The organism is Streptomyces katrae (assembly GCF_002028425.1).
GTDB lineage: Bacteria > Actinomycetota > Actinomycetes > Streptomycetales > Streptomycetaceae > Streptomyces > Streptomyces katrae_A.
The window spans coordinates 7,287,721-7,305,242 of record NZ_CP020042.1 but is presented as its reverse complement, the minus strand read 5'-3'; the positions used below and the strand labels follow the sequence as shown (position 1 = coordinate 7,305,242).

Here is a 17,522-nt window from a genome sequence, read left to right as displayed (position 1 = left end):
ATGATCGAATGGACGACCACGATGACGCATCCACATCACGACTGCCCGGGGGGCGATCCGGGCAGGTGGTGCTGTTTCTCCGCTCGGTCCGCACCGTCCGCACCGTTCGCGTTTTCGACCTCGGAGAGACTCGTCATGAATTTCGACGACCCGAACAGCCACCGCACCCAGCAGCCACCGCCGTACGGCTACCCCCCACAGGCACCGGAGCTCGCGCACTGGGGCCTGCGCGTGGGCGCCGACCTGCTGGACACGCTGATCATCCTCGGCCCGATGTACGCCCTGGGCTTCATCGACCTGGCCATCGCCGCCGATCCGGACACGGCCGGACCCGGCGTCTTCTTCACGGTCGGTATCCTGTACGCGATCGCCATGGGCTTCTTCCAGATCTTCCAGGAGGGTTCGACGGGACAGAGCATCGGCAAGAAGGCGGTCGGTATCAGCCTGCGCCGCGAGGCGGATGGCAGCACCCTCGGCTTCGGCAGGTCCTTCGTCCGCAAGCTGGCCCACGTCCTCGACAGCCTCCCCTGCCACATCGGCTGGCTGTGGCCGCTGTGGGACGAGAAGAAGCAGACCTTCGCCGACAAGGTGTGCGGCACCGTCGTCGTCCGCATGCCCAAGGGGTGAGGCCGCTCCCCCATCCGGGAAGCCGCGCGGCGGGAGGTGTCGGTTCTGCGCATGGAGGGATGGGACATGGTCGAGCTGTACCCCGCGATCGAGCCGTACGAGAAGGGCATGCTCGACGTCGGTGACGGCAACCTCCTGTACTGGGAGGTCTGCGGGAACCCGGACGGCAAGCCCGCCCTCGTGGTGCACGGCGGACCGGGTTCAGGCTGTGGCACCGGCGTGCGCCGGTACTTCGACCCGGAGCGGTACCGCGTCGTCCTGTTCGACCAGCGCGGCTGCGGACGCAGCACCCCGCACGCGAGCGACCCGGCGACCGACATGCGGTACAACACCACCCGGCACCTGGTCGCCGACATGGAGCGCCTGCGCGAGCACCTGGGGATCGACCGCTGGCTGCTGTACGGCGGCTCCTGGGGCTCCACCCTGATCCTGGCCTACGCCGAGGCGCACCCGGGGCAGGTGTCGGAGATCGTCATCTCGTCCGTCACCACCACCCGGCGCTCGGAGATCGACTGGCTCTACCGCGGCGCGGGGCGCTTCTTCCCCGAACAGTGGGAACGATTCCTGGCGGGTGCCCCGGGCACTGCGCGCCACGGGGATGTCGTCGCGGCCTACGCGCGGCTCACGGAGCACCCGGACCCCGCCGTGCGGAGCAAGGCCACCGCCGACTGGTGCGCCTGGGAGGACGCGGTCCTGTCCGGGGAGACGAACGGCGCTTCCAGGCCCTACGGTGACCGCCCGCCGGCCGCGCAGCTGGCCCTGGTCCGCATCTGCGCCCACTACTTCTCGCACGGCGCCTGGCTTGAGGAAGGAGCCCTGCTCCGCGACGCCCCTCGGCTGGCCGGCATCCCGGGCGTCCTGGTGCACGGCCGGCTCGACCTGGCGGGCCCGCTCGACACCGCGTGGGAGCTCGCCCGCGCGTGGCCCGACGCCGAGCTGGTCATCGTCGACGACGCCGGGCACCTGGGCGGCGATACGACCACCGCCCACGTACTCGGCGCCCTCGACCGTTTCGCCGGCCGGCCATAGGACGGGAGGGCCGGCGCGCCCACCAGATCTGCGAGAGCCCCTGCCGAGCGGGATCGGCTATCGGTCGCGGGTCACGCTCCAGGCCGGCATGTGCTCGAAGAACGCCACGGCCTCCGGCCGCCAGTGCTCCCGCCACGTCGCGGTCTGGGCGGCGGCCTGGCGTGCGTAGCGGTCGGCGTCGGCGCGCAGTTGCCGGTCGATGCCGTGGGCTCGCGCGAGGGCACGGATGCGGTCGAGGGTGTCGTCGTCGCAGCCCGGGGCTCCCAGAGCGTCGTTCAGCAGCTTGCGTTCGCTCGCGTCGCAGACGGCCAGGAATGCGCGGACGGCGTAGCTGCGGCGACCGGAACGGATGTCGGAGCCGACCGGTTTGCCGAGGGTTTGCGGATCGCCGAACAGGTCGAGCCAGTCGTCGTGGATCTGGTTGGCGATGCCCAGGGCGGTGGCGTAGCTGCGGAGTTCACCGTCGTGCGGGGCGAGGTCGGCGCCGGCGGCAAGCAGGCCCAGACGCAGCGGGGCGAGGATGGAGTAGCGGGTGGACTTGTACTCGGTGACCTCGTGCAGGAGCTCGGTGTCGGGCGCGGGGTGGAAGTCGCGTTCCAGGTCGAGGAGTTGACCTGCCACGGTGGCGGCCGCGGTGTCGGCGTGGACGGCGGCCATGGCCAGGGCGCGGTCGGGGGGCAGTGGGCTGGTGAGCAGGACGCGGCCGGCGAGGAAGGCGGCCAGGTCGCCGGCGAGGACGGCGAGGGCGAGCGCGGTGCCGGGCCGGTCCGGGAAGTCCTGGCGGTACGCGTAGTAGGTGGAGGGTCCGCCGCGGCGTGTGGGTGCGTCGTCGATGATGTCGTCGTGGATCAGGCCGTGGGTCTGCAGCAGCTCGATGCTGATGGCGGCCTCGTCCAGTCCGGGAACGCTCTCGTCGGTGACCAGGCCCGCGGCTTCGTGGAGCAGGGTCACGCGCAGCCGCTTGCCGCCGCGCAGCGACAGCTCGCGCACCAGTTGGAGGGCGCGGGCGGCGAAGGTGCCGTGCCGGGGTATCTCCAGGCGGCTGCCCGCGGGGTCGGTCAGGGAGTCGAAGTAGGTGGCGAAGCGGGCGTCGAACCGGCGCTGATGGCCGGCCGCGCGCCGCCAGGCGGCGGTGAGGGCGTCGTTCACCGGCCCAGCCTGCCACGTTCCGCGCTCCGCGCGCTTCTCCTGCCGATCCGGCCGGGCGCCCCGCCTCCCCGGGCCCGCAGGACGGACGACTGGCGCCGGGGAGGGGGCTGCGCCGCGCCGCTCCGGCGCGGCGGGTCGCTTCGGCCGTGTGCCGTCAGTCCATGAGCTTGTACGTGCACGGCGCGGCCGACTTGCCGCCCTGGTTGTCGGCGACCTGCTTGCCGTCGACCTTGATGGTGCACGGGGCGGGTACGAGCATTCCGTCCGCGCCCTTGACCGAGCCCGGCACCACCAGCACGGTGACGCCGACCTTGAGCTCTGCGTCCTCCAGCTGCATGGATTCCGTCTTCGTCCAGGGCAGCGTCACCTGGTCGAAGTGGTTGGTGTTCCCGTTCCACATGATCTTGGCCTCACCGGTGCCGCCCACCTCGAAGACCACCTGGTGGGGAACGCCCTTCTTCTTGGCCGCCGAGCCCTTCGCGCCGCCGCCGGCCGGGGCGCTCGGGGCGGCGGGCTCCTTGGACGGGCCGGCGTCCTTCTTCTCGCTGCCGCATCCGGTCAGCAGCGCCGCCGATGCGAGCAGGGTGATGGTGAGGGTTGCCGTCTTGCGCATGTGTGTACGTTCCCCGTGAGTTGACGTGAGACCTGTGCAAGAGGAGACCGTAGATCATGGGCTCCGGCGGAAGGACACCGCCCGGCGGACTCGGCGACCTTCAGGGCTCCGCCGGGGTGGTGCCCCTGTGCGATGATGTAATGATCCTTATGGCAATGGGATCATTACAGGTGGGGGGAAGCGTGTCCGAGGAGCAGCTCACCGGCTGGGTGAAGCAGTGGATCGACGGCTGGATCGTCTCGCGCGGTGCGGCCGACCCGGTCGTCGAACCGTGGGGCTGGACCGTCGCGGTGGGGGTTTCCAAGGAGGTCGCGCGGCATGTGCTGCCCGTGCCGGCGGAGGCCGACGTCCGGAAGCTGGCCGACGCCGCCCCGCCGGCGACCTGGCTCAAGCTCTTCGCCCCGGACGAGGTGGTGCGGCCCTGGGCGGGGGACGAGTGGGAGATGGGCGTCGCCGGCTTCCTGATGACCCTTCCGCTCGCCCCGGCGTCTCCCGGCCCGGCGCCGGCCGGGTACACCGTGACGACGTGGTGCCGGGGCGGGGTGGTCAAGGTCCTGGTCCGCTCCGGGGACGGGCGGCTCGCCGCCCGGGGTCAGGCGGGGCTGGCCGGTCCGGTCGCGGTGCCGGACCAGATCGAGACCGCCCCGGACCAGCGGCGCAGGGGCCTGGGCGCCCTGGTGATGCGCACGCTGCAGCACGCCGCGTGGGAGGCGGGGGCGCGGGACGGGGTCCTGGTGGGCACGCCCGACGGCAAGGCCTTGTACGAAGCCCTGGGCTGGACCCTCCGCTCCCCCATGGCGAGCCTGGCCCGCCGCGCCGACTGACGTCGCCTACGCCCCGGGCCTGTGCGGCCCGTTGCCAAGGGCTGCCCAGTAATCCCCGGTGGATCAGCGCACGGCGTCAGATGCGGTGCATCGCAAGGCGGAGGGGCGCCCGCATACTGGGCGTATTCGGGCGTCCCGACAACGCCGCGAGGTGCCGTAGCCGGCGTCGTGCGCCCGCCGGGGATTATCGTCGCCACCCTCGCCCACGGGCGGGAGCGCGACACCGCCCTCGCGGCGGGACGCGCCCTGCGCAACGCCGGGCTGGGGGCGGGGGCGCTCCTCGCCATGGCCTGCCTGGCGGGCGGGACCTCGGCCCTGCGGGCGGCGGCGGGGGTCACCGCGGCGGCGTATCCGGCCGCCGCCGTCCTGGCGTGGTCGGTGCGCGTGCGCGCGGGGAGGCCGGGGGCGGGGGCGGACCGGTCCCCCGGGGTAGCGGGGCAGGAGGAAGCGCCTCCGCGCATGCGCGCCCTCCTGGCCGCCAACGTGGTGTACGTCTTCTGCCTCAACGTCCCCGAGATCGCGCTCCCGTTGGTCGCCGGTGTGGTCCGCGGCGGTCTTCGTGGCCAACACGGTGCTCGTGGTCACGCTCCAGGTCCCGGTCACCGTCCTGATGGCGCGCTACGCCCGGCGTACCGCGCTGGTCATCGCCGGTGTCGTCCTCGCGGCCTCGTACCTCGGCTTCCTGACGGTGACGCTGCTCGGCGAGGGTGGCGGGCACGGGCAGGGCTGGGCCGCGGCGGGCATCGCGGCCGTCTCCGTCGTCTGCACCCTCGGCGAGATCGTCTACGCCGGCAGCGCCACCGCCCTGGTGACGGCCCTCGCTCCGCCCCGGGCCCTGGGACGCAGCCTGGCCCGCTTCGAGCTCTCCTCCGGCTTCGGGCTCGCCGTCTCGTCGGCCGTGATCACCGCCCTCGCGCCGCACGGGCCGGCCGCCCTCTGGGGCACCCTGGCCGCGGCCACGCTCTTGTCCGCCTCGGCGGTCGCCACCGAAGCGGACCCGGCGGCGCCGAAGTGATGGCGGCTGCGGCTGCCCCCTCCCCCGGCCCTCGTTGCCCCGGGGGTGGCCGGGGAACGAGGGAGCCCCGTGCACAGGAGTCACTCAGCGTGTTTAACGGAGGGTGATGCGGCAACAACACGTGGTGACAGGAAGTCAGAATCGACGGAAGGAAGGGAACATGGCCCTCGTCACCGTGCTCATTCTCGTCGCCGCCCTCACCCTCGTCGCCCTGCTGGCCCTGGCCCCCAGCGCCCCGGCGCGGCGAAATCCCTCCCCGAACCGACGCCGCCGGGTCACCGGCGGCCGTGCCCGTGCGCGCAGCCTGACGGACCTCCCCCACCAGCGGGGCTTTCGGCACCACGCCCGCTGACACGGATCCCCGCAGACACCGGCGGCGTTCAGGCCCGGGGCGGCGTGTCATCCCTGGTGGGAGGTGAGGGTGAAGTTGCTGTAGCCGCCGCTGTCCGTGGTGGCCGGCGAGGGGCTGTACACGGTCCCGGTGTCGTTTTGGCGTGCTTGAAGGGGAAGCGCGTCGTAGGCGGACAGCGGCGCGCCGTCGACGGTGACGTAGGAGAACGGAACGTTGACGGCCGGCGGCCAGGTCGAACCGAGCGTGAAGACGTGCGGACGCTCGACGACGACCTCGGCGCTCTCCGAACGGGCCGCAGGAGCCTTCTTGGTCAGGGTCTGGCGTTGCCCTGGGCGTGAGAGGTTGTCGAGGGTGAGGATGTAGTCGGCGGGGTCTGCGGTGCTGCGGACCACTGAAGCCGACATCCGGTCTCCCGCCTGCACGAGCATGGGGACGGGCTGTTCGCGCGTGTCGACGCCCGCGTTGACGACCTCCCAGAACGCCCGGTGCTCGGGGTAGAGGTCGCCCAGGCAGGTGGCGTGGACGCCGACCTGGACCAGGCTTTCCGTGGAGCTTGCGTCGAACCCGTCGAGACCCACCCAGACGCTGAGCTGGTTGTCGGGGTTCTCCTGACGGCAGCTGAAGGCGGGTTCGGTCCACACCGCGGTCACGGCGCGCGGCGCGGCGTTGACCGGGCTGCTGGGTACCAGGTAGCCGGCCCAGTTGCTGTACGGGCTGTCCGCCAGGGAGATGTCGTCGATCTGGACCCAGGAGTCGGTGCCGGGGGCGTTGTAGCCCGCGTAGAGCGTGACGGAGGTGTTGGTGCCGGAGTTGAAGGCCATGCGCAGGAACTGGTAGGCGCCGTTGCTGATGACCTTTCCGTAGTTCTTCTGGACGATCGTGCGGCCGTTCGTTCCTCGGGCTCCGAAGTAGCCGGTGGTGTAGTTCCCGGAGGTGCGCACCCAGCCTTCGAGGTAGTACACGGTCTGGGGTTTGACGGAAACCCTCTGTGTGACGGCGTTCCAGTTACGGCTCGAGGTACGGATGAACGCGTTCTTCCGGCCGGTTTTCTGGTAGCCGAGATCGATGTCGATGCCTTTGTAGTCCGGGCCCTCGCCCGACCAGGGAGCGGAGATGACGCGGCTGTTCTGCTCCTCGAAGCCGGCGTCGCCGACGGTGCCGATCGGCAGTGCCGACGCCCGGCCGGCGAAGCCGGTCAGCAGCGTGGCGACGAGCGCTGCCACCAGGAACAGGTGCCATGTGTGCCGCCGTTCGAACGCCTTGTTCCGTCGTGCCTGGATGTACACCGGCCCCCCTCGCGTCGCGTCCCTCCGGGGCGCGTGTCCGTACCCCGGCTACCGGGACGGTAGGGGCGTTGGCTGCCGGCGGCCATGTCTTCCTCTCGGCGCACCGGGGCGTCGACGGGGCGTGCGCCTCCGGCCGCGCGCCTGTATCCGGACGGGCCGTCCGGGTGCTGCGGCCTTCCCGGGAACGTCCGGCCGGCCGGGCGCGGCAGGCCTGGGTCGGCCCGTGGGTCACAGCCAGCCGTTGCGCTGGGCCTGGAGGGCCAGCTGGAAGCGGTTTTCGGCGCCCAGGCGGGCCATCAGGATCTGCAGGCGGCGGAAGAAGGTGCGGCGGCTGATGCCCAGTTCGCGGGCGATGACCTCGTCGCCCGCGCCGCCGGCGAGGAGGCGGAGCAGGCGGCGGTCGGCCGGCGGCAGGCCGGCCGGGCGGGTGGCGCGGCCGTGGAAGGGCAGGGCCTGCTGCCAGGTCTGCTCGAACAGGGCGACCAGGGCCGAGAGCAGGCCGCACGGCTGTACCACCAGCGTCGTGTTGTGCACGTCGGCCTCCCTGATCGACAGGGACACCAGCGCGTACGCCTCGTCGATGATCATCAGCTTGACCGGGACGGTCGGCGCCACCCGGGCCTGCTCGCCCGCCTCGATGCACGGCTCGATGGCCGTCTCCAGCCGCCCGGGCACCTCCAGTGACGCCTTCGAGTAGACGACCCGCTGCGTCACTCCGCGGGCGAGGGTCGCCAGCGCGTCGTCGAGGGCTTCGGTCTGCGGGACGTAGGGCGGCGATTCGAGCTGGCGGATCTGCTCGCGGGCACTGGCCCAGGCCTGGCGGAGCCTGGGGCCGACGGCGTCACCGGTGACGACTTCGACCAGGTTGTCGTCGCGGGCCGTGAGCCGTCGGCGGCGGAACGATTCGAATGCGCCGCCCACGGCGATGCGGGAGGCCTCCAGCTCGGCTGCGCGGCGCCTGGCCAGGATCTCCAGGCCGGCGGCGGGAGGGACCGGCGCCGCCACGTCCGCGCCCTCCTCGGCGGCGGCGGCCAGCCCGGCGTCCACCAGCTCCCCGTACGCCCTGGCGAATGCGGTGGCCTCCAGCCCGGCCGCCCGCCGCAGCTCGGCGAGCGGGGCGGGGGCCAGTTCCAGGAGTGACCGGTAGACGCGGCCCGCTGCGGGGCCGATCCCCAGCATCCGCAGGGCCTCGTCCAGTTTCGCGTTCGCCATGCACCGCATTATCGACGACCAGGGGGTGGCTGTGGCCGATCGGTGCCACTGGCACGGCAGGGCCTCCGGAGGACGTGCCGCCGCAGTACCGTCCGGGCATCGCCGGGGGCTCCCGGCAGCCGAAACCGTCCGGAAGAAGGTGCACGACGTGGCGAACGGTCGCAAGAACGGCCTCTACTCGGAGATCTCCGAGGAACTGTCCGCTCTGATGAAGACGGGCTGGGCGGACACCGAACGGCACGACCTCCCGACCGACGGGCAGGCCCCGTACGCGGCCCTGCGCCGCGCCGCCCTCTCCGCGCTCTTCCCCGGCGAGCGGCTGGTGGTCCCGTCCGGCAACCTCAAGACCCGCTCGAACGACGACCCCTACCCGTTCCGCCCGTACTCCGGCTACGTCCACATGACCGGGGACCGGGCCCGCGACGGCGCGCTCGTCCTCGAACCCCGCCCGGACGGCGGCCACGACGCCTCCTGCTACCTGCTGCCGCGCGACGGCCGGGACACCGACGAGTTCTGGCTGGGCTACACCGCCGAGCTGTGGATGGGCCGCCGGCGCTCCCTCGCCGAGTCGGAGCGCGTGCTCGGGCTGTCCTGTCGCGACGTCCGCACGGCGGTGGGCGACCTGGCGGCCGCGCCCGACGTGCCCACGCGCATCGTCCGCGGCGTCGACCCGGCCCTGGAGGCCGCGGTCACCACCGACGCCGGGCGCGACGCCGAGCTGGAGGAGGCGCTGAGCGGGCTCCGCCTCGTCAAGGACGACTGGGAGATCGGCGAGATGCGCAAGGCGGTCGACTCCACCGTGCGCGGCTTCACCGACTGCGTCGGCGAGCTCTCGCGGGCGGTCGCCTCCTCCGAGCGGTGGATCGAGGGCACCTTCTTCCGCCGGGCACGGCTGGAGGGCAACTCCGTCGGATACGGCTCGATCTGCGCCGCGGGCGAGCACGCCACGATCATGCACTGGACCGACAACGACGGGCCGGTGCGTCCCGGCGACCTGCTCCTGCTGGACGCCGGTGTGGAGACCCACACTCTCTACACCGCCGACGTCACCCGCACCCTGCCCGTCGACGGCACGTTCACGCCCGTGCAGCGCAGGGTGTACGAGGCGGTGTACGAAGCCCAGGAGGCGGGCTTCGCCGCCGTGAAGCCGGGGGCCGCGTACCGCGACTTCCACGTGGCGGCGCAGCGGTACCTCGCGGAGAAGCTCGTCGAGTGGGGCTTCATCGAGGGCCCGGCGGACCGCGCGTACGAGCTGGGTCTGCAGCGCCGTTTCACGATGGCCGGCACCGGCCACATGCTCGGCCTGGACGTGCACGACTGCGCCCAGGCCCGCACCGAGGAGTACGTCGAGGGCGTGCTGGAGCCGGGCATGGTGCTCACCGTGGAGCCGGGCCTGTACTTCCAGCCGGACGACCTCACGGTGCCCGAGGAGTGGCGCGGCATCGGCGTCCGGATCGAGGACGACCTGCTGGTGACGGCCGACGGCCACGAGAACCTGTCCGCGGGCCTGCCGCGCTCGGCGGACGAGGTCGAGGCGTGGATGGCCCGCGTGGCGGGCTGACCGGCGGCCGGCGGCGTCAGTGGCCGGTGGCGGCCTTGACCACCGCGACGGCCGTTCCGATCGCCGCGTCGATCACACCGGCGAGCAGGGCAAGGGCCGTTCCTCCGCCCATCCGGATGCCGCCGTAGCAGCCCCACCCGAACAGGGTGGCGACGTTGACCCCGGCCGCCGTGTACAGCGCCGTCCTCAGTTCCATCGCGCCCAGTGCCGAGATGCCGATCAGGAGGAGCGGGCCCACGGCCGACAGCAGCAGGGGGCTGCTGACGAAGAGCATGACGCGCAGGTCCCGTCCCCGGGCGAGGGCGCCGTGCGTGACGCGGTGGGCCTGCTGGTCGGCGACGAGCGCGGCCAGCCACAGGCCCACTGCGGCGGTCGCGACCGTGGCCGCGGCACCGGCGGCGTCCGGATGACCGGTGCCCGCGAGGCCGATGACGACGGAGATCATGGTGATCGTCGCGTAGAGCCGCTCCTTGAGGTGCGCCGTGACCGTCGCCGTACCCACCGCGTCCGCCACCCGTTCCGCCACGGGACCCACCGTAGGGTGCGGCCGCGGCGGGCCGGCGGAGCAACACCCCGGGGCCGGCCGGCCACCCCGGGTGCCCCGGGTGCCCCGGCTTCAGGGGCCGTCGGCGCCTGAAGCGGGGTTGCGGCGGCGGTCGCTGCTGCGGCGCAGCCCGTCGGTCTTGCGCACCAGGACGTCGATCCGGTCCGCGAGGGCGGGGTCGTCGGGGCGGACGTGCGGTCCGGCGGCGGCCAGCGGGCCGAGCAGGTCGGCCGGGTCGCTGCCCGAGAGCGCTTCGCGGACCTCTCCGAGCGAGGCGCGCCCGGGCGAGCCCGGGGCCGCGAGGTCGGCCAGCGCGGTGACCTGGCCGGCGAGCTGGCGCAGGTCGGCGGCGTGGTCGCGGGCCCAGGCGTCGACGGTGCGCTGGGCGGCACGGGAGTCTCGGGTGGCCTGCACGCGCTGTTCGCCGGTGCTGCCGGCGGCGCCGGGCCGCAGCCGGAGGTAGCGGCGTTCGGCGGCCTGGCGGCTGGCGACGCCGAGCGGGCCGGCGAGGTCGGCCCAGCTGGCGCCGGCGTCCCGGGCGGTCTCGATCAGGCCGGACTCCCAGCCCGCGAGCCGTTCGCGGACCTCGCGCAGCAGGAGGAGCGCGGCGAGGGCGGCCGCCGGGTCGGCCGGCACGTCCGCGTCGTGCGCGTGGGCGCCTGCCATGGCCCGGTCTATCGCGCCGAGCGCCGCCGCGGCCGCGAAGAAGGAAGAGGGCGGGCCGGGCGGCCTGGCCTCGTCGGATGCAGGGGGCGGGAGCACGGCGCCTCCGGAGGTTGTGGGACCTGGTGATGACCGCCGGGCAGTCCGACGCGTCATCCATTGGATGCCAGATCGGGTTGTCATCGTTTCGATGACATGTTACAATAGTGGTACCTGAAGCGCACTGGCACCCTTTGCAGACACATCAGGAGGTTCCCATGCTGATGCGCACCGATCCCTTCCGTGAGCTCGACCGCCTCACCCAGCAGATGATGGGACCGGGTACGTGGTCGAGGCCGTCGGCGATGCCGATGGACGCCTACCGCGACGGCGACGCCTATGTGATCGCCTTCGACATCCCGGGCGTGGCCAAGGACGCGATCGAGATCGACGTCGAGCGGAACATGCTCACCGTCAAGGCCGAGCGCCGGCCGACCGCGAAGTCGGAGCAGGCCCAGATGGAGCTCTCCGAGCGGCCGCTCGGGGTCTTCTCCCGGCAGATCGTCCTGGCCGACACCCTGGACACCGAGCACATCTCCGCCGACTACGAAGCGGGCGTGCTGACCCTGCGGATCCCCATCGCCGAGCGCGCCAAGCCGCGCAAGATCGCCATCGGCGACGGCAGCGTCAAGCAGATCAGCAGCTGACCGTTCCGGCGGCCCGCCCCAGGGCACCCCGCGGTCGGCCGGGAGGCGGAGGGACGTCCCCCTCCCCCTCTGCCTCCCGGCGCCGCCCGCACCCGCTACAGGACGCTCCACCTGCGGAGGCACGCGCCATGACCTTGCGCTGGGACGCCTTCATCGAGCACATTCAGGAGCGCGGCGCATACACCTCCCGCGCGGAGGCCGACCGTGCCGCCCGGGTGGTCCTCGCCCTCCTGGGCGCCCACCTCGTCGGGGAGGACCGGGCGCGGGTGGCCGCCCGCCTGCCCGAGACGTACGCGCTCATCCTGCTCAACCCCCTGCCCGCGCACGAGCCCCTGGACGCGCGGCGGTTCGTCCGCGCGACCGCCGCGTGGATCGACGGGGCCACCGAGAACACCGCCCGCTGGGACGTCAGCGCCGTGCTGTCGACCGTCGCCGACGCCGTGGACGAGGAACTGCTGCAACGCGTCCTCCTCCAGCTCCCGCCCGGCTACGACCTCCTCTTCGGCCGCCCCCGCTCCGACTGACACCCTCCCCGTCCGCCGCGCCCCGTGGGCCTGCGGCTCCGAAGCCCTGCCCACCGGAAGGCGCTGATACGAAAGGCAGAGCCAGACACCATGTTCGACCAGGCCGAACTCCACCGGCCCGCGCCGGTGATGACGTACGAGCAGATGCTGGAAGCCGTGCGTTACGAGGGCGCCTACCCCGACACCGGGCGCGCGGCCGAAGCGGTCCACCACGTCCTGGCCGGGCTCGGCCGACGACTGACCGGGGACGAACGCGTCGACCTCGCCGCCCGGCTCCCCGCCGAGGCCGCCCTCACCCTGACCACCCAGGTCCCCGCCTTCGACACCCTCACCGGCTGGGGCTTCGTCAAAGACCTGGCCTCCCGCACCGGCACCAGCCAGGCCGTCGCCCGCTGGGACACCGGTGCCGTCCTCGCCGTCGTGGCCCGCATCGCCGGCCCCGACCTCCTCACGCGCATCCTGCGCACCCTCCCCAGCGGATACGCCCTGCTCTTCGGACAGGCCGAACTCGCCGTCCGGCCAGGGTGACCGGAGAGGGACGAGCCGGCTGTGAGGCTCAGGCCGGGGCGGCGGTCCAGGCGGTCGTCAGTCCGTCGAGCCACGCCGGCGGCAGCTCCGCGGCCTCCCACTGCTCCCGCAGCGCCCCGGGGGAGGCGATCAGCCGTTCCAGCACGGCGATGCTCGTCACCGAGTGGAGGAGGGAGTAGCGGCCGTGCACCACGGTGGCGCTGTCGGGTCCGTACGCCGCGAACAGCCGCTCGAGCCGGCTGCGGTGGAGCGCGGCGAACTCCGTCAGCCGTCCGGCGTAGCCGGCCCGCTCCCGGGGGCTCATCGTCCCGAGGACGGCGACGAGCACTTCTTCGGTCACCTCCGGGTCCAGCTCCGAAGCCGGGGTGAACGACAGGTAGAGGGGGGTGAGCGCGACCTTGGCCCGCTCCACTTCCATCCGCCGGGCCCGGGGGTGCCCACCGGCCCCGCCCTGGTCCCCCTCCGGTCCCGTGACCCCCGCCAGGGTGCGCTCGGCCACGGCGCCGAGCTCCTCCAGCAGGGCCTCGGCGCCGTCGAGCCAGCCCGACCGGTACTCCTCGCCCTTGTCCCCCGGGACGGTCCGGCCGGCGCCGTCGAGTTCCGCGTGCGCGAGAGCCAGGGCGCCCGCCTCGACGAGCCCGATCAGCTGGCGCGCGTCACCGGAGGGGACCCCCGCCCGGGCGAGGAGCTGCAGCAGCGTCGTCCTCGCGTTGTCGACGCTGACTTCGTCCGGCCATGGCCGTGCCTCGTGGGCCGCGCTCATCGGCTCCTCCTCCTCACCCGGTAGTGAAGTGTCTACAAAGAGATCGCTCCCTGCAACGTCCGACGTCCGCGGGGCCCGCCGCGTTCCCGAGCGTATGCCCCGCGCACCGGCACGGTCAGGCGAGGCTCCACGACCACGTCCCGTCGGCGGTGACGAGGCAGGCGAGGACGACCAGGTCGGCCACGCCCAGGGCGATGCCCAGGCGGGCGCGGCCGGGCCTGCGGGTGCGCCGACGCAGGGCGACGACGCCGAGGACGACGGCGACCGGGCCGAGCAGCAGGTTCGTCACGAGCAGTCCGACGAGGCCCAGGACGAATGCCGTCACGGCCATCGCATCGGCGTCGCGCCGGGCACGGGCGGGGGCCGCGCCCCGGGCGCCCGCCTGCGACCGGTCGCGGGAGCGGGAGTGCGGAGCCGCTTCGGCACGGGCACGGCGCTTGTCTTCGGTCCGCGTGTTCACCGCGCACCCCCGTGCACCCGGCCGGCCCGCGCGGGGCGGCGGCGGCCCGAGAACCGCTCGCGGGCGGCGAACACGGCGAGCCACAGGGCGATGGCGAGGCCTGCGCCCACGCTGACGGGCACGGGGACGTGGACCACGGCACCGAGCACGACTCCGAGCACCAGCAGGGCACCTACGAGGAAGAGCATGGTTTCGTCCTTCCATTCAGGTAACAGTTGTGCACTGACTACCCAGTCTAATTGGCTTCATGCTGGCGCAGCGCGAGTGTGACGCGCTTGACTGCGCGTCATGACCTTGCACACCACCGGAGTCCGCGAGATGCAGCGCCGCCGCACCCGACGGGCCCTGCTCGACGCGGCCCTCTCGGAGCTGGAGGAGCGCAGCCTCGGCAGCCTGGGCCTCAGGGAGGTCACCCGGGCCGCCGGCGTCTCCCCCACCGCCTTCTACCGGCATTTCCGGGGCATGGACGAACTCGGGACCGCACTCGTCGAAGAGGCCCTGGCCAGCCTGCACGTGACGGTACGGGGGATGCTGGCCGCGACCGGTGACGCCGAGCGGCGCGGCGACGCCGCGGTGCGGCTGGTCGCCGCGCTGGTGCGCAGCAGGCCCGGGCACGTCCGCTTCCTGGTCCGCGAGCGCCACGGCGGGGTCCCGGCGGTGCGCGAGGCCATCGCCGCCCAACTCGACGCCTTCGCTGACGAGATCGGTGCCGTCCTGCGTGCGGATCCCGGCGGCGCCGGCTGGACTCCCGACGACGTGCGGATGCTGGCCCGGCTGCTGGTCGACCACATGTTCATGACGGCGTCGGCGTTCCTCGCGGCCTCGCTGCGGGGCGAGGAGTGGTCGGCCGCCGCCGCCACCGCCCGGGCCCAGCTCCGGCTGATCCATCTGGGGCGGGCGCACTGGAGGGCGTGACCCGCCGGGGATGGCCACCGGGCGCCGGCGCGGCGGGGGCGGGCGGGCGGGTACCGCTCAGCAGTCGCGGCCGCCGGGGCGGGCAGCGCGTGTGGCGTCGTGCAGGCGGCGCCGGCCCTCCTCGCCGCGGGACCACATGAACGCCCTCGGCGCACGGGGCACTTGGTTGCTCCACTCGCGGAACTCCATGACGGCCACCACGTCGGACATCCTCCACCCCAGCATCGGCCCCGACGCTTCGGCGACCTCGGTGAGGCCGTCCAGTCGGCCGGCCACGGCGTGGCCGTCGGCTTCGATCGGCCAGGGGTCCCATCCCGCGACCGCGTCCATGACGGCGTGGGACTCGATCAGGTGCGTCGTCGAGGAGGCGATCTCCCGGAACACTCCGTCGCCGGCCTCCACTCCCACGCGCCCGTCGGTGTGGGCGAGGTAGCGGACGGGGCTGGAGACGAGCTCTCCGGTCCACTCGAAGTACCAGCCCCCCGCCGGATCCGGCCACACGGCCGTACCCAGGTCCCAGTTCCACTCCGAGGCGCTTTCCCGCTGCTCGCCGGGGACTCCCGGAGTGCTGCGCCGGACCGTGTAGCGCAGCCCGCCGAGCCTCTGCGCGAAGCCCTCACGAGCGGTCACCAGCTCCAGCGGGGCGGGGACCCGCCGGCCGGTGCCGGTGCGGTCGGGGACCGTCAGCAACTCCGTCGGGGTCCGGGGGCCTGCCGGCTCCTGGCGGCGGCCGGTGCGCTCGAGCAGCTTGCGGGCGAGCGGCGAGAGACCGGGGTGGTGGTCCTCAAGGAGGTGCATGTGTTCTTTTCCGTCGGGCGGCTTCTCCGGCGGGCCCCACGTTAGCGAACGGCCAGGGCGCAGGACACGCCGCGGGCCGGGCGCCGGTAGCAGGTGCGGCCCCTTCGGTGCAACGGGCTGGGCATACAGGCTGTACCGGGGCATGTGGACCGCCGCACCATTCTCCGGGGGTGGACGCGGCGCCTACGGTCAAGGACGCCCCGGTGCCGCGTCCACCTGCGCGGATGGACGGCCGGCTCCGCGGTCCGGCGATCGAGTCGGTCCTGTGTTCCTCCGTATCCGTACAGGGAGCCGCCATGTTCATGCGTGAGACACGGCCGCGGCGGGCGTCTTCCGCCGGGGCGAGGGGCCGGCGCGGGCAGCGGCGCGGGCGGACGGCCGCGGTGGCCGCGGCGGTGGCCGTGGCGGCGGGGGCGGTGCTCGTCACCCCCGCTCCGGCCGCCCGGGCCGCCGTCCCGCTGGAGAAGGCCGGCGACTTCGGGCCGAACCCTGGTGCGCTGAACATGTACGTCTACCGGCCCGCCGGTCTGCCCCGGAACGCGGCCGTGGTGGTGGCGCTGCACGGCTGTACGCAGAGCGCCCAGGTCTACGCCGACAACTCCGGGCTGAGCACGTTCGCGGACCGGTACCACTTCCTCCTCGTGTTCCCCGAGACCACGCCGGCCAACAACGGCAACCGGTGCTTCAACTTCTTCGAACCCGGCGACAACCGCCGCGGGCAGGGCGAGGCCGCCTCGATCCGGCAGATGGTCGCGGCGGTGGCGGCCGGCTACGGGACCGACCCGGCCCGCGTCTACGTCACCGGGCTTTCTGCCGGCGGTGCCATGACCGCCGTGCTGCTCGCCGCCTACCCCGACGTGTTCCGGGCCGGTGCCGTCGTCGCAGGCATCCCCTACGACTGCGCCGGCACGGTGGCCGCTGCCTACACGTGCATGAATCCGGGCGTGGACCGCACCCCGGCGGTCTGGGCCGACAGCGTCAGGAACGCCCATCCCGGCTACGGCGGGCCCTGGCCGAGGGTGGCCGTCTGGCACGGGGACCGCGACACGACGGTCGTCCCGGCGAACGCCGACGAGCTGCGCGACCAGTGGACCGCCGTGCACGGCCTGGGCCAGGTCCCGGACCGCACCTCCACCATCGGCCCGGACGGGACCCGCCGCGAGCAGTACCTGGCGGCCGACGGGAGCGTGGCCGTCGAGGTGGACCGGGTGCCCTCCATCGGGCACGGCACGCCGGTGGACCCGGGAACGGGCCCCCAGCAGTGCGGCGCCACGGGGACGGCCCACTTCATCCGGTCGGTCTGCTCCAGCTACTGGATCACCGGCTTCTTCGGCCTGGACGGCTCGGGTCCGGGGGCCGGGGACCTGCCCGCCCCGGGCGGGCTGTCCCTCACCGGTGCCACCGACACCTCGCTCACCCTGGCCTGGAACGGCGTCGGCGGAGCCGCCTCGTACGCGGTGTACCGCGACGGGGTCCGGATCGCGACGCCCGGCGGGCCCCCGTTCACCGACACGGGTCTGAGCCCGGGCAGCACCCACACCTACAGCGTGGCGGCCCGGGACGGCGCCGGCGCCGAAGGGGCCCGCTCGGCCGGGATCAGCGCCTCGACCACGGGCGTGTCACCGAGGTGCTGGACGGCGGACAACTACCAGCAGGTCCGGGCAGGACGCGCCACCACGGACGGCGGTCACGCCTACGCCAAGGGCTCGCACCAGGACATGGGCCTCTACAACACCTTCACCACGCACACCCTGAAGGAGTCGCCGGCCGGATATTTCGTCCTCGCCGACGGCGCCTGCCCCTGATTCCCCTCCCCTGACCCCTCCCCCACACACACGGCCCGCAGGAGGTACCCGTGCACCTTTGCGCACCGGCGGCTCAACGACCACCACGACCCCGGCCCCGGCCCCGTCGCGGCTCACGCTTCGTCCCGCTGCGCAGGGCTTTCGCGGCGGCGGCCGCGTTGGTGACCC

At 73.4% G+C, this 17,522-nt stretch carries 20 protein-coding genes and 1 pseudogene; 11 read left to right on the top strand and 10 right to left on the bottom strand.

All coding sequences use genetic code 11. The features are described 5' to 3' along the window. The first annotated feature begins 135 nt into the window (after positions 1–135). Positions 136–627, top strand: a complete 492-nt coding sequence (locus tag B4U46_RS33240) for an RDD family protein (protein ID WP_079431289.1) — start codon at positions 136–138, stop codon at positions 625–627. A 66-nt stretch (positions 628–693) separates the two neighbouring features. Further along, positions 694–1,656, top strand: a complete 963-nt coding sequence (gene pip, locus B4U46_RS33235) for a prolyl aminopeptidase (protein ID WP_079432165.1) — start codon at positions 694–696, stop codon at positions 1,654–1,656. Between the two features lie 57 nt (positions 1,657–1,713). Here pip and B4U46_RS33230 read toward each other — a convergent pair whose 3' ends face one another. Next, positions 1,714–2,805, bottom strand: a complete 1,092-nt coding sequence (locus B4U46_RS33230) for a polyprenyl synthetase family protein (protein WP_079431288.1) — start codon at positions 2,803–2,805, stop codon at positions 1,714–1,716. A 154-nt stretch (positions 2,806–2,959) separates the two neighbouring features. Further along, complete coding sequence (locus B4U46_RS33225; protein ID WP_079431287.1) at positions 2,960–3,418, bottom strand: hypothetical protein; 459 nt, start codon at positions 3,416–3,418, stop codon at positions 2,960–2,962. A 182-nt stretch (positions 3,419–3,600) separates the two neighbouring features. On the opposite strand from B4U46_RS33225, the gene B4U46_RS33220 reads away from it, so the two are divergent. The 3 genes and pseudogenes from B4U46_RS33220 to B4U46_RS33210 all read left to right on the top strand — a co-directional run bounded on the left by B4U46_RS33220 (position 3,601) and on the right by B4U46_RS33210 (position 5,609). Continuing rightward, positions 3,601–4,242, top strand: coding sequence for a GNAT family N-acetyltransferase (locus B4U46_RS33220; protein ID WP_079431286.1), 642 nt, complete (start codon positions 3,601–3,603; stop codon positions 4,240–4,242). Positions 4,243–4,428: 186 nt separating this feature from the next. Beyond that, positions 4,429–5,257, top strand: a pseudogene (locus B4U46_RS33215) (MFS transporter); the annotation flags it as partial. A 160-nt stretch (positions 5,258–5,417) separates the two neighbouring features. Then, on the top strand, positions 5,418–5,609 hold the full coding sequence (locus tag B4U46_RS33210) for a hypothetical protein (RefSeq protein WP_079431285.1): 192 nt from the start codon (positions 5,418–5,420) through the stop codon (positions 5,607–5,609). Between the two features lie 47 nt (positions 5,610–5,656). Here B4U46_RS33210 and B4U46_RS33205 read toward each other — a convergent pair whose 3' ends face one another. Both B4U46_RS33205 and B4U46_RS33200 read right to left on the bottom strand, forming a co-directional pair. After that, positions 5,657–6,895, bottom strand: coding sequence for a G1 family glutamic endopeptidase (locus B4U46_RS33205; RefSeq protein ID WP_079431284.1), 1,239 nt, complete (start codon positions 6,893–6,895; stop codon positions 5,657–5,659). A 228-nt stretch (positions 6,896–7,123) separates the two neighbouring features. Then, positions 7,124–8,107, bottom strand: a complete 984-nt coding sequence (locus B4U46_RS33200; protein WP_185117136.1) for a helix-turn-helix domain-containing protein — start codon at positions 8,105–8,107, stop codon at positions 7,124–7,126. A 148-nt stretch (positions 8,108–8,255) separates the two neighbouring features. Between B4U46_RS33200 and B4U46_RS33195 the strand changes: the two genes are divergently transcribed. Further along, the gene (locus tag B4U46_RS33195) at positions 8,256–9,668 is read left to right on the top strand and encodes an aminopeptidase P family protein (RefSeq protein ID WP_079432164.1); all 1,413 of its coding nucleotides are present in this window, start codon (positions 8,256–8,258) and stop codon (positions 9,666–9,668) included. A gap of 16 nt (positions 9,669–9,684) precedes the next feature. Here B4U46_RS33195 and B4U46_RS33190 read toward each other — a convergent pair whose 3' ends face one another. Beyond that, complete coding sequence (locus B4U46_RS33190) at positions 9,685–10,194, bottom strand: hypothetical protein (RefSeq protein WP_237293226.1); 510 nt, start codon at positions 10,192–10,194, stop codon at positions 9,685–9,687. 90 nt (positions 10,195–10,284) lie between these two features. Continuing rightward, positions 10,285–11,031 carry a hypothetical protein gene (locus B4U46_RS33185; RefSeq protein ID WP_398907856.1) on the bottom strand — a complete coding sequence of 249 codons (747 nt, stop codon included), beginning with the start codon at positions 11,029–11,031 and terminating at the stop codon, positions 10,285–10,287. Between the two features lie 101 nt (positions 11,032–11,132). Between B4U46_RS33185 and B4U46_RS33180 the strand changes: the two genes are divergently transcribed. The 3 genes from B4U46_RS33180 to B4U46_RS33170 all read left to right on the top strand — a co-directional run bounded on the left by B4U46_RS33180 (position 11,133) and on the right by B4U46_RS33170 (position 12,613). Further along, positions 11,133–11,561: an Hsp20/alpha crystallin family protein gene (locus tag B4U46_RS33180; RefSeq protein ID WP_079431281.1), complete on the top strand. Its 429-nt coding sequence runs from the start codon at positions 11,133–11,135 to the stop codon at positions 11,559–11,561. A gap of 128 nt (positions 11,562–11,689) precedes the next feature. Continuing rightward, complete coding sequence (locus tag B4U46_RS33175; RefSeq protein WP_079431280.1) at positions 11,690–12,085, top strand: DUF2267 domain-containing protein; 396 nt, start codon at positions 11,690–11,692, stop codon at positions 12,083–12,085. Positions 12,086–12,175: 90 nt separating this feature from the next. Next, positions 12,176–12,613 (top strand): DUF2267 domain-containing protein, encoded by a 438-nt coding sequence (locus tag B4U46_RS33170; RefSeq protein ID WP_079431279.1) that lies wholly within the window; start codon positions 12,176–12,178, stop codon positions 12,611–12,613. 28 nt (positions 12,614–12,641) lie between these two features. On the opposite strand, the gene B4U46_RS33165 is transcribed toward B4U46_RS33170, so the two are convergent. The 3 genes from B4U46_RS33165 to B4U46_RS33155 form a co-directional block, all read right to left on the bottom strand. Beyond that, positions 12,642–13,376, bottom strand: a complete 735-nt coding sequence (locus tag B4U46_RS33165) for a hypothetical protein (protein WP_079431278.1) — start codon at positions 13,374–13,376, stop codon at positions 12,642–12,644. Between the two features lie 115 nt (positions 13,377–13,491). Beyond that, a complete protein-coding gene (locus B4U46_RS39545; RefSeq protein ID WP_079431277.1) occupies positions 13,492–13,836 on the bottom strand; it encodes a DUF4190 domain-containing protein in 345 nt (114 codons plus the stop codon). Continuing rightward, the gene (locus tag B4U46_RS33155) at positions 13,833–14,024 is read right to left on the bottom strand and encodes a hypothetical protein (RefSeq protein WP_079431276.1); all 192 of its coding nucleotides are present in this window, start codon (positions 14,022–14,024) and stop codon (positions 13,833–13,835) included. The genes B4U46_RS39545 and B4U46_RS33155 overlap by 4 nt, the downstream gene beginning before the upstream one ends. Before the next feature lie 100 nt (positions 14,025–14,124). On the opposite strand from B4U46_RS33155, the gene B4U46_RS33150 reads away from it, so the two are divergent. Then, positions 14,125–14,751, top strand: a complete 627-nt coding sequence (locus tag B4U46_RS33150) for a TetR family transcriptional regulator (RefSeq protein ID WP_079431275.1) — start codon at positions 14,125–14,127, stop codon at positions 14,749–14,751. A 57-nt stretch (positions 14,752–14,808) separates the two neighbouring features. On the opposite strand, the gene B4U46_RS33145 is transcribed toward B4U46_RS33150, so the two are convergent. Beyond that, entirely contained in the window at positions 14,809–15,549 is a 741-nt protein-coding gene (locus B4U46_RS33145) for a hypothetical protein (protein ID WP_079431274.1), read from the bottom strand. A 296-nt stretch (positions 15,550–15,845) separates the two neighbouring features. On the opposite strand from B4U46_RS33145, the gene B4U46_RS33140 reads away from it, so the two are divergent. Continuing rightward, positions 15,846–17,354, top strand: a complete 1,509-nt coding sequence (locus tag B4U46_RS33140; RefSeq protein ID WP_398907859.1) for an alpha/beta hydrolase family esterase — start codon at positions 15,846–15,848, stop codon at positions 17,352–17,354. The last annotated feature ends 168 nt before the right edge of the window (positions 17,355–17,522 follow it).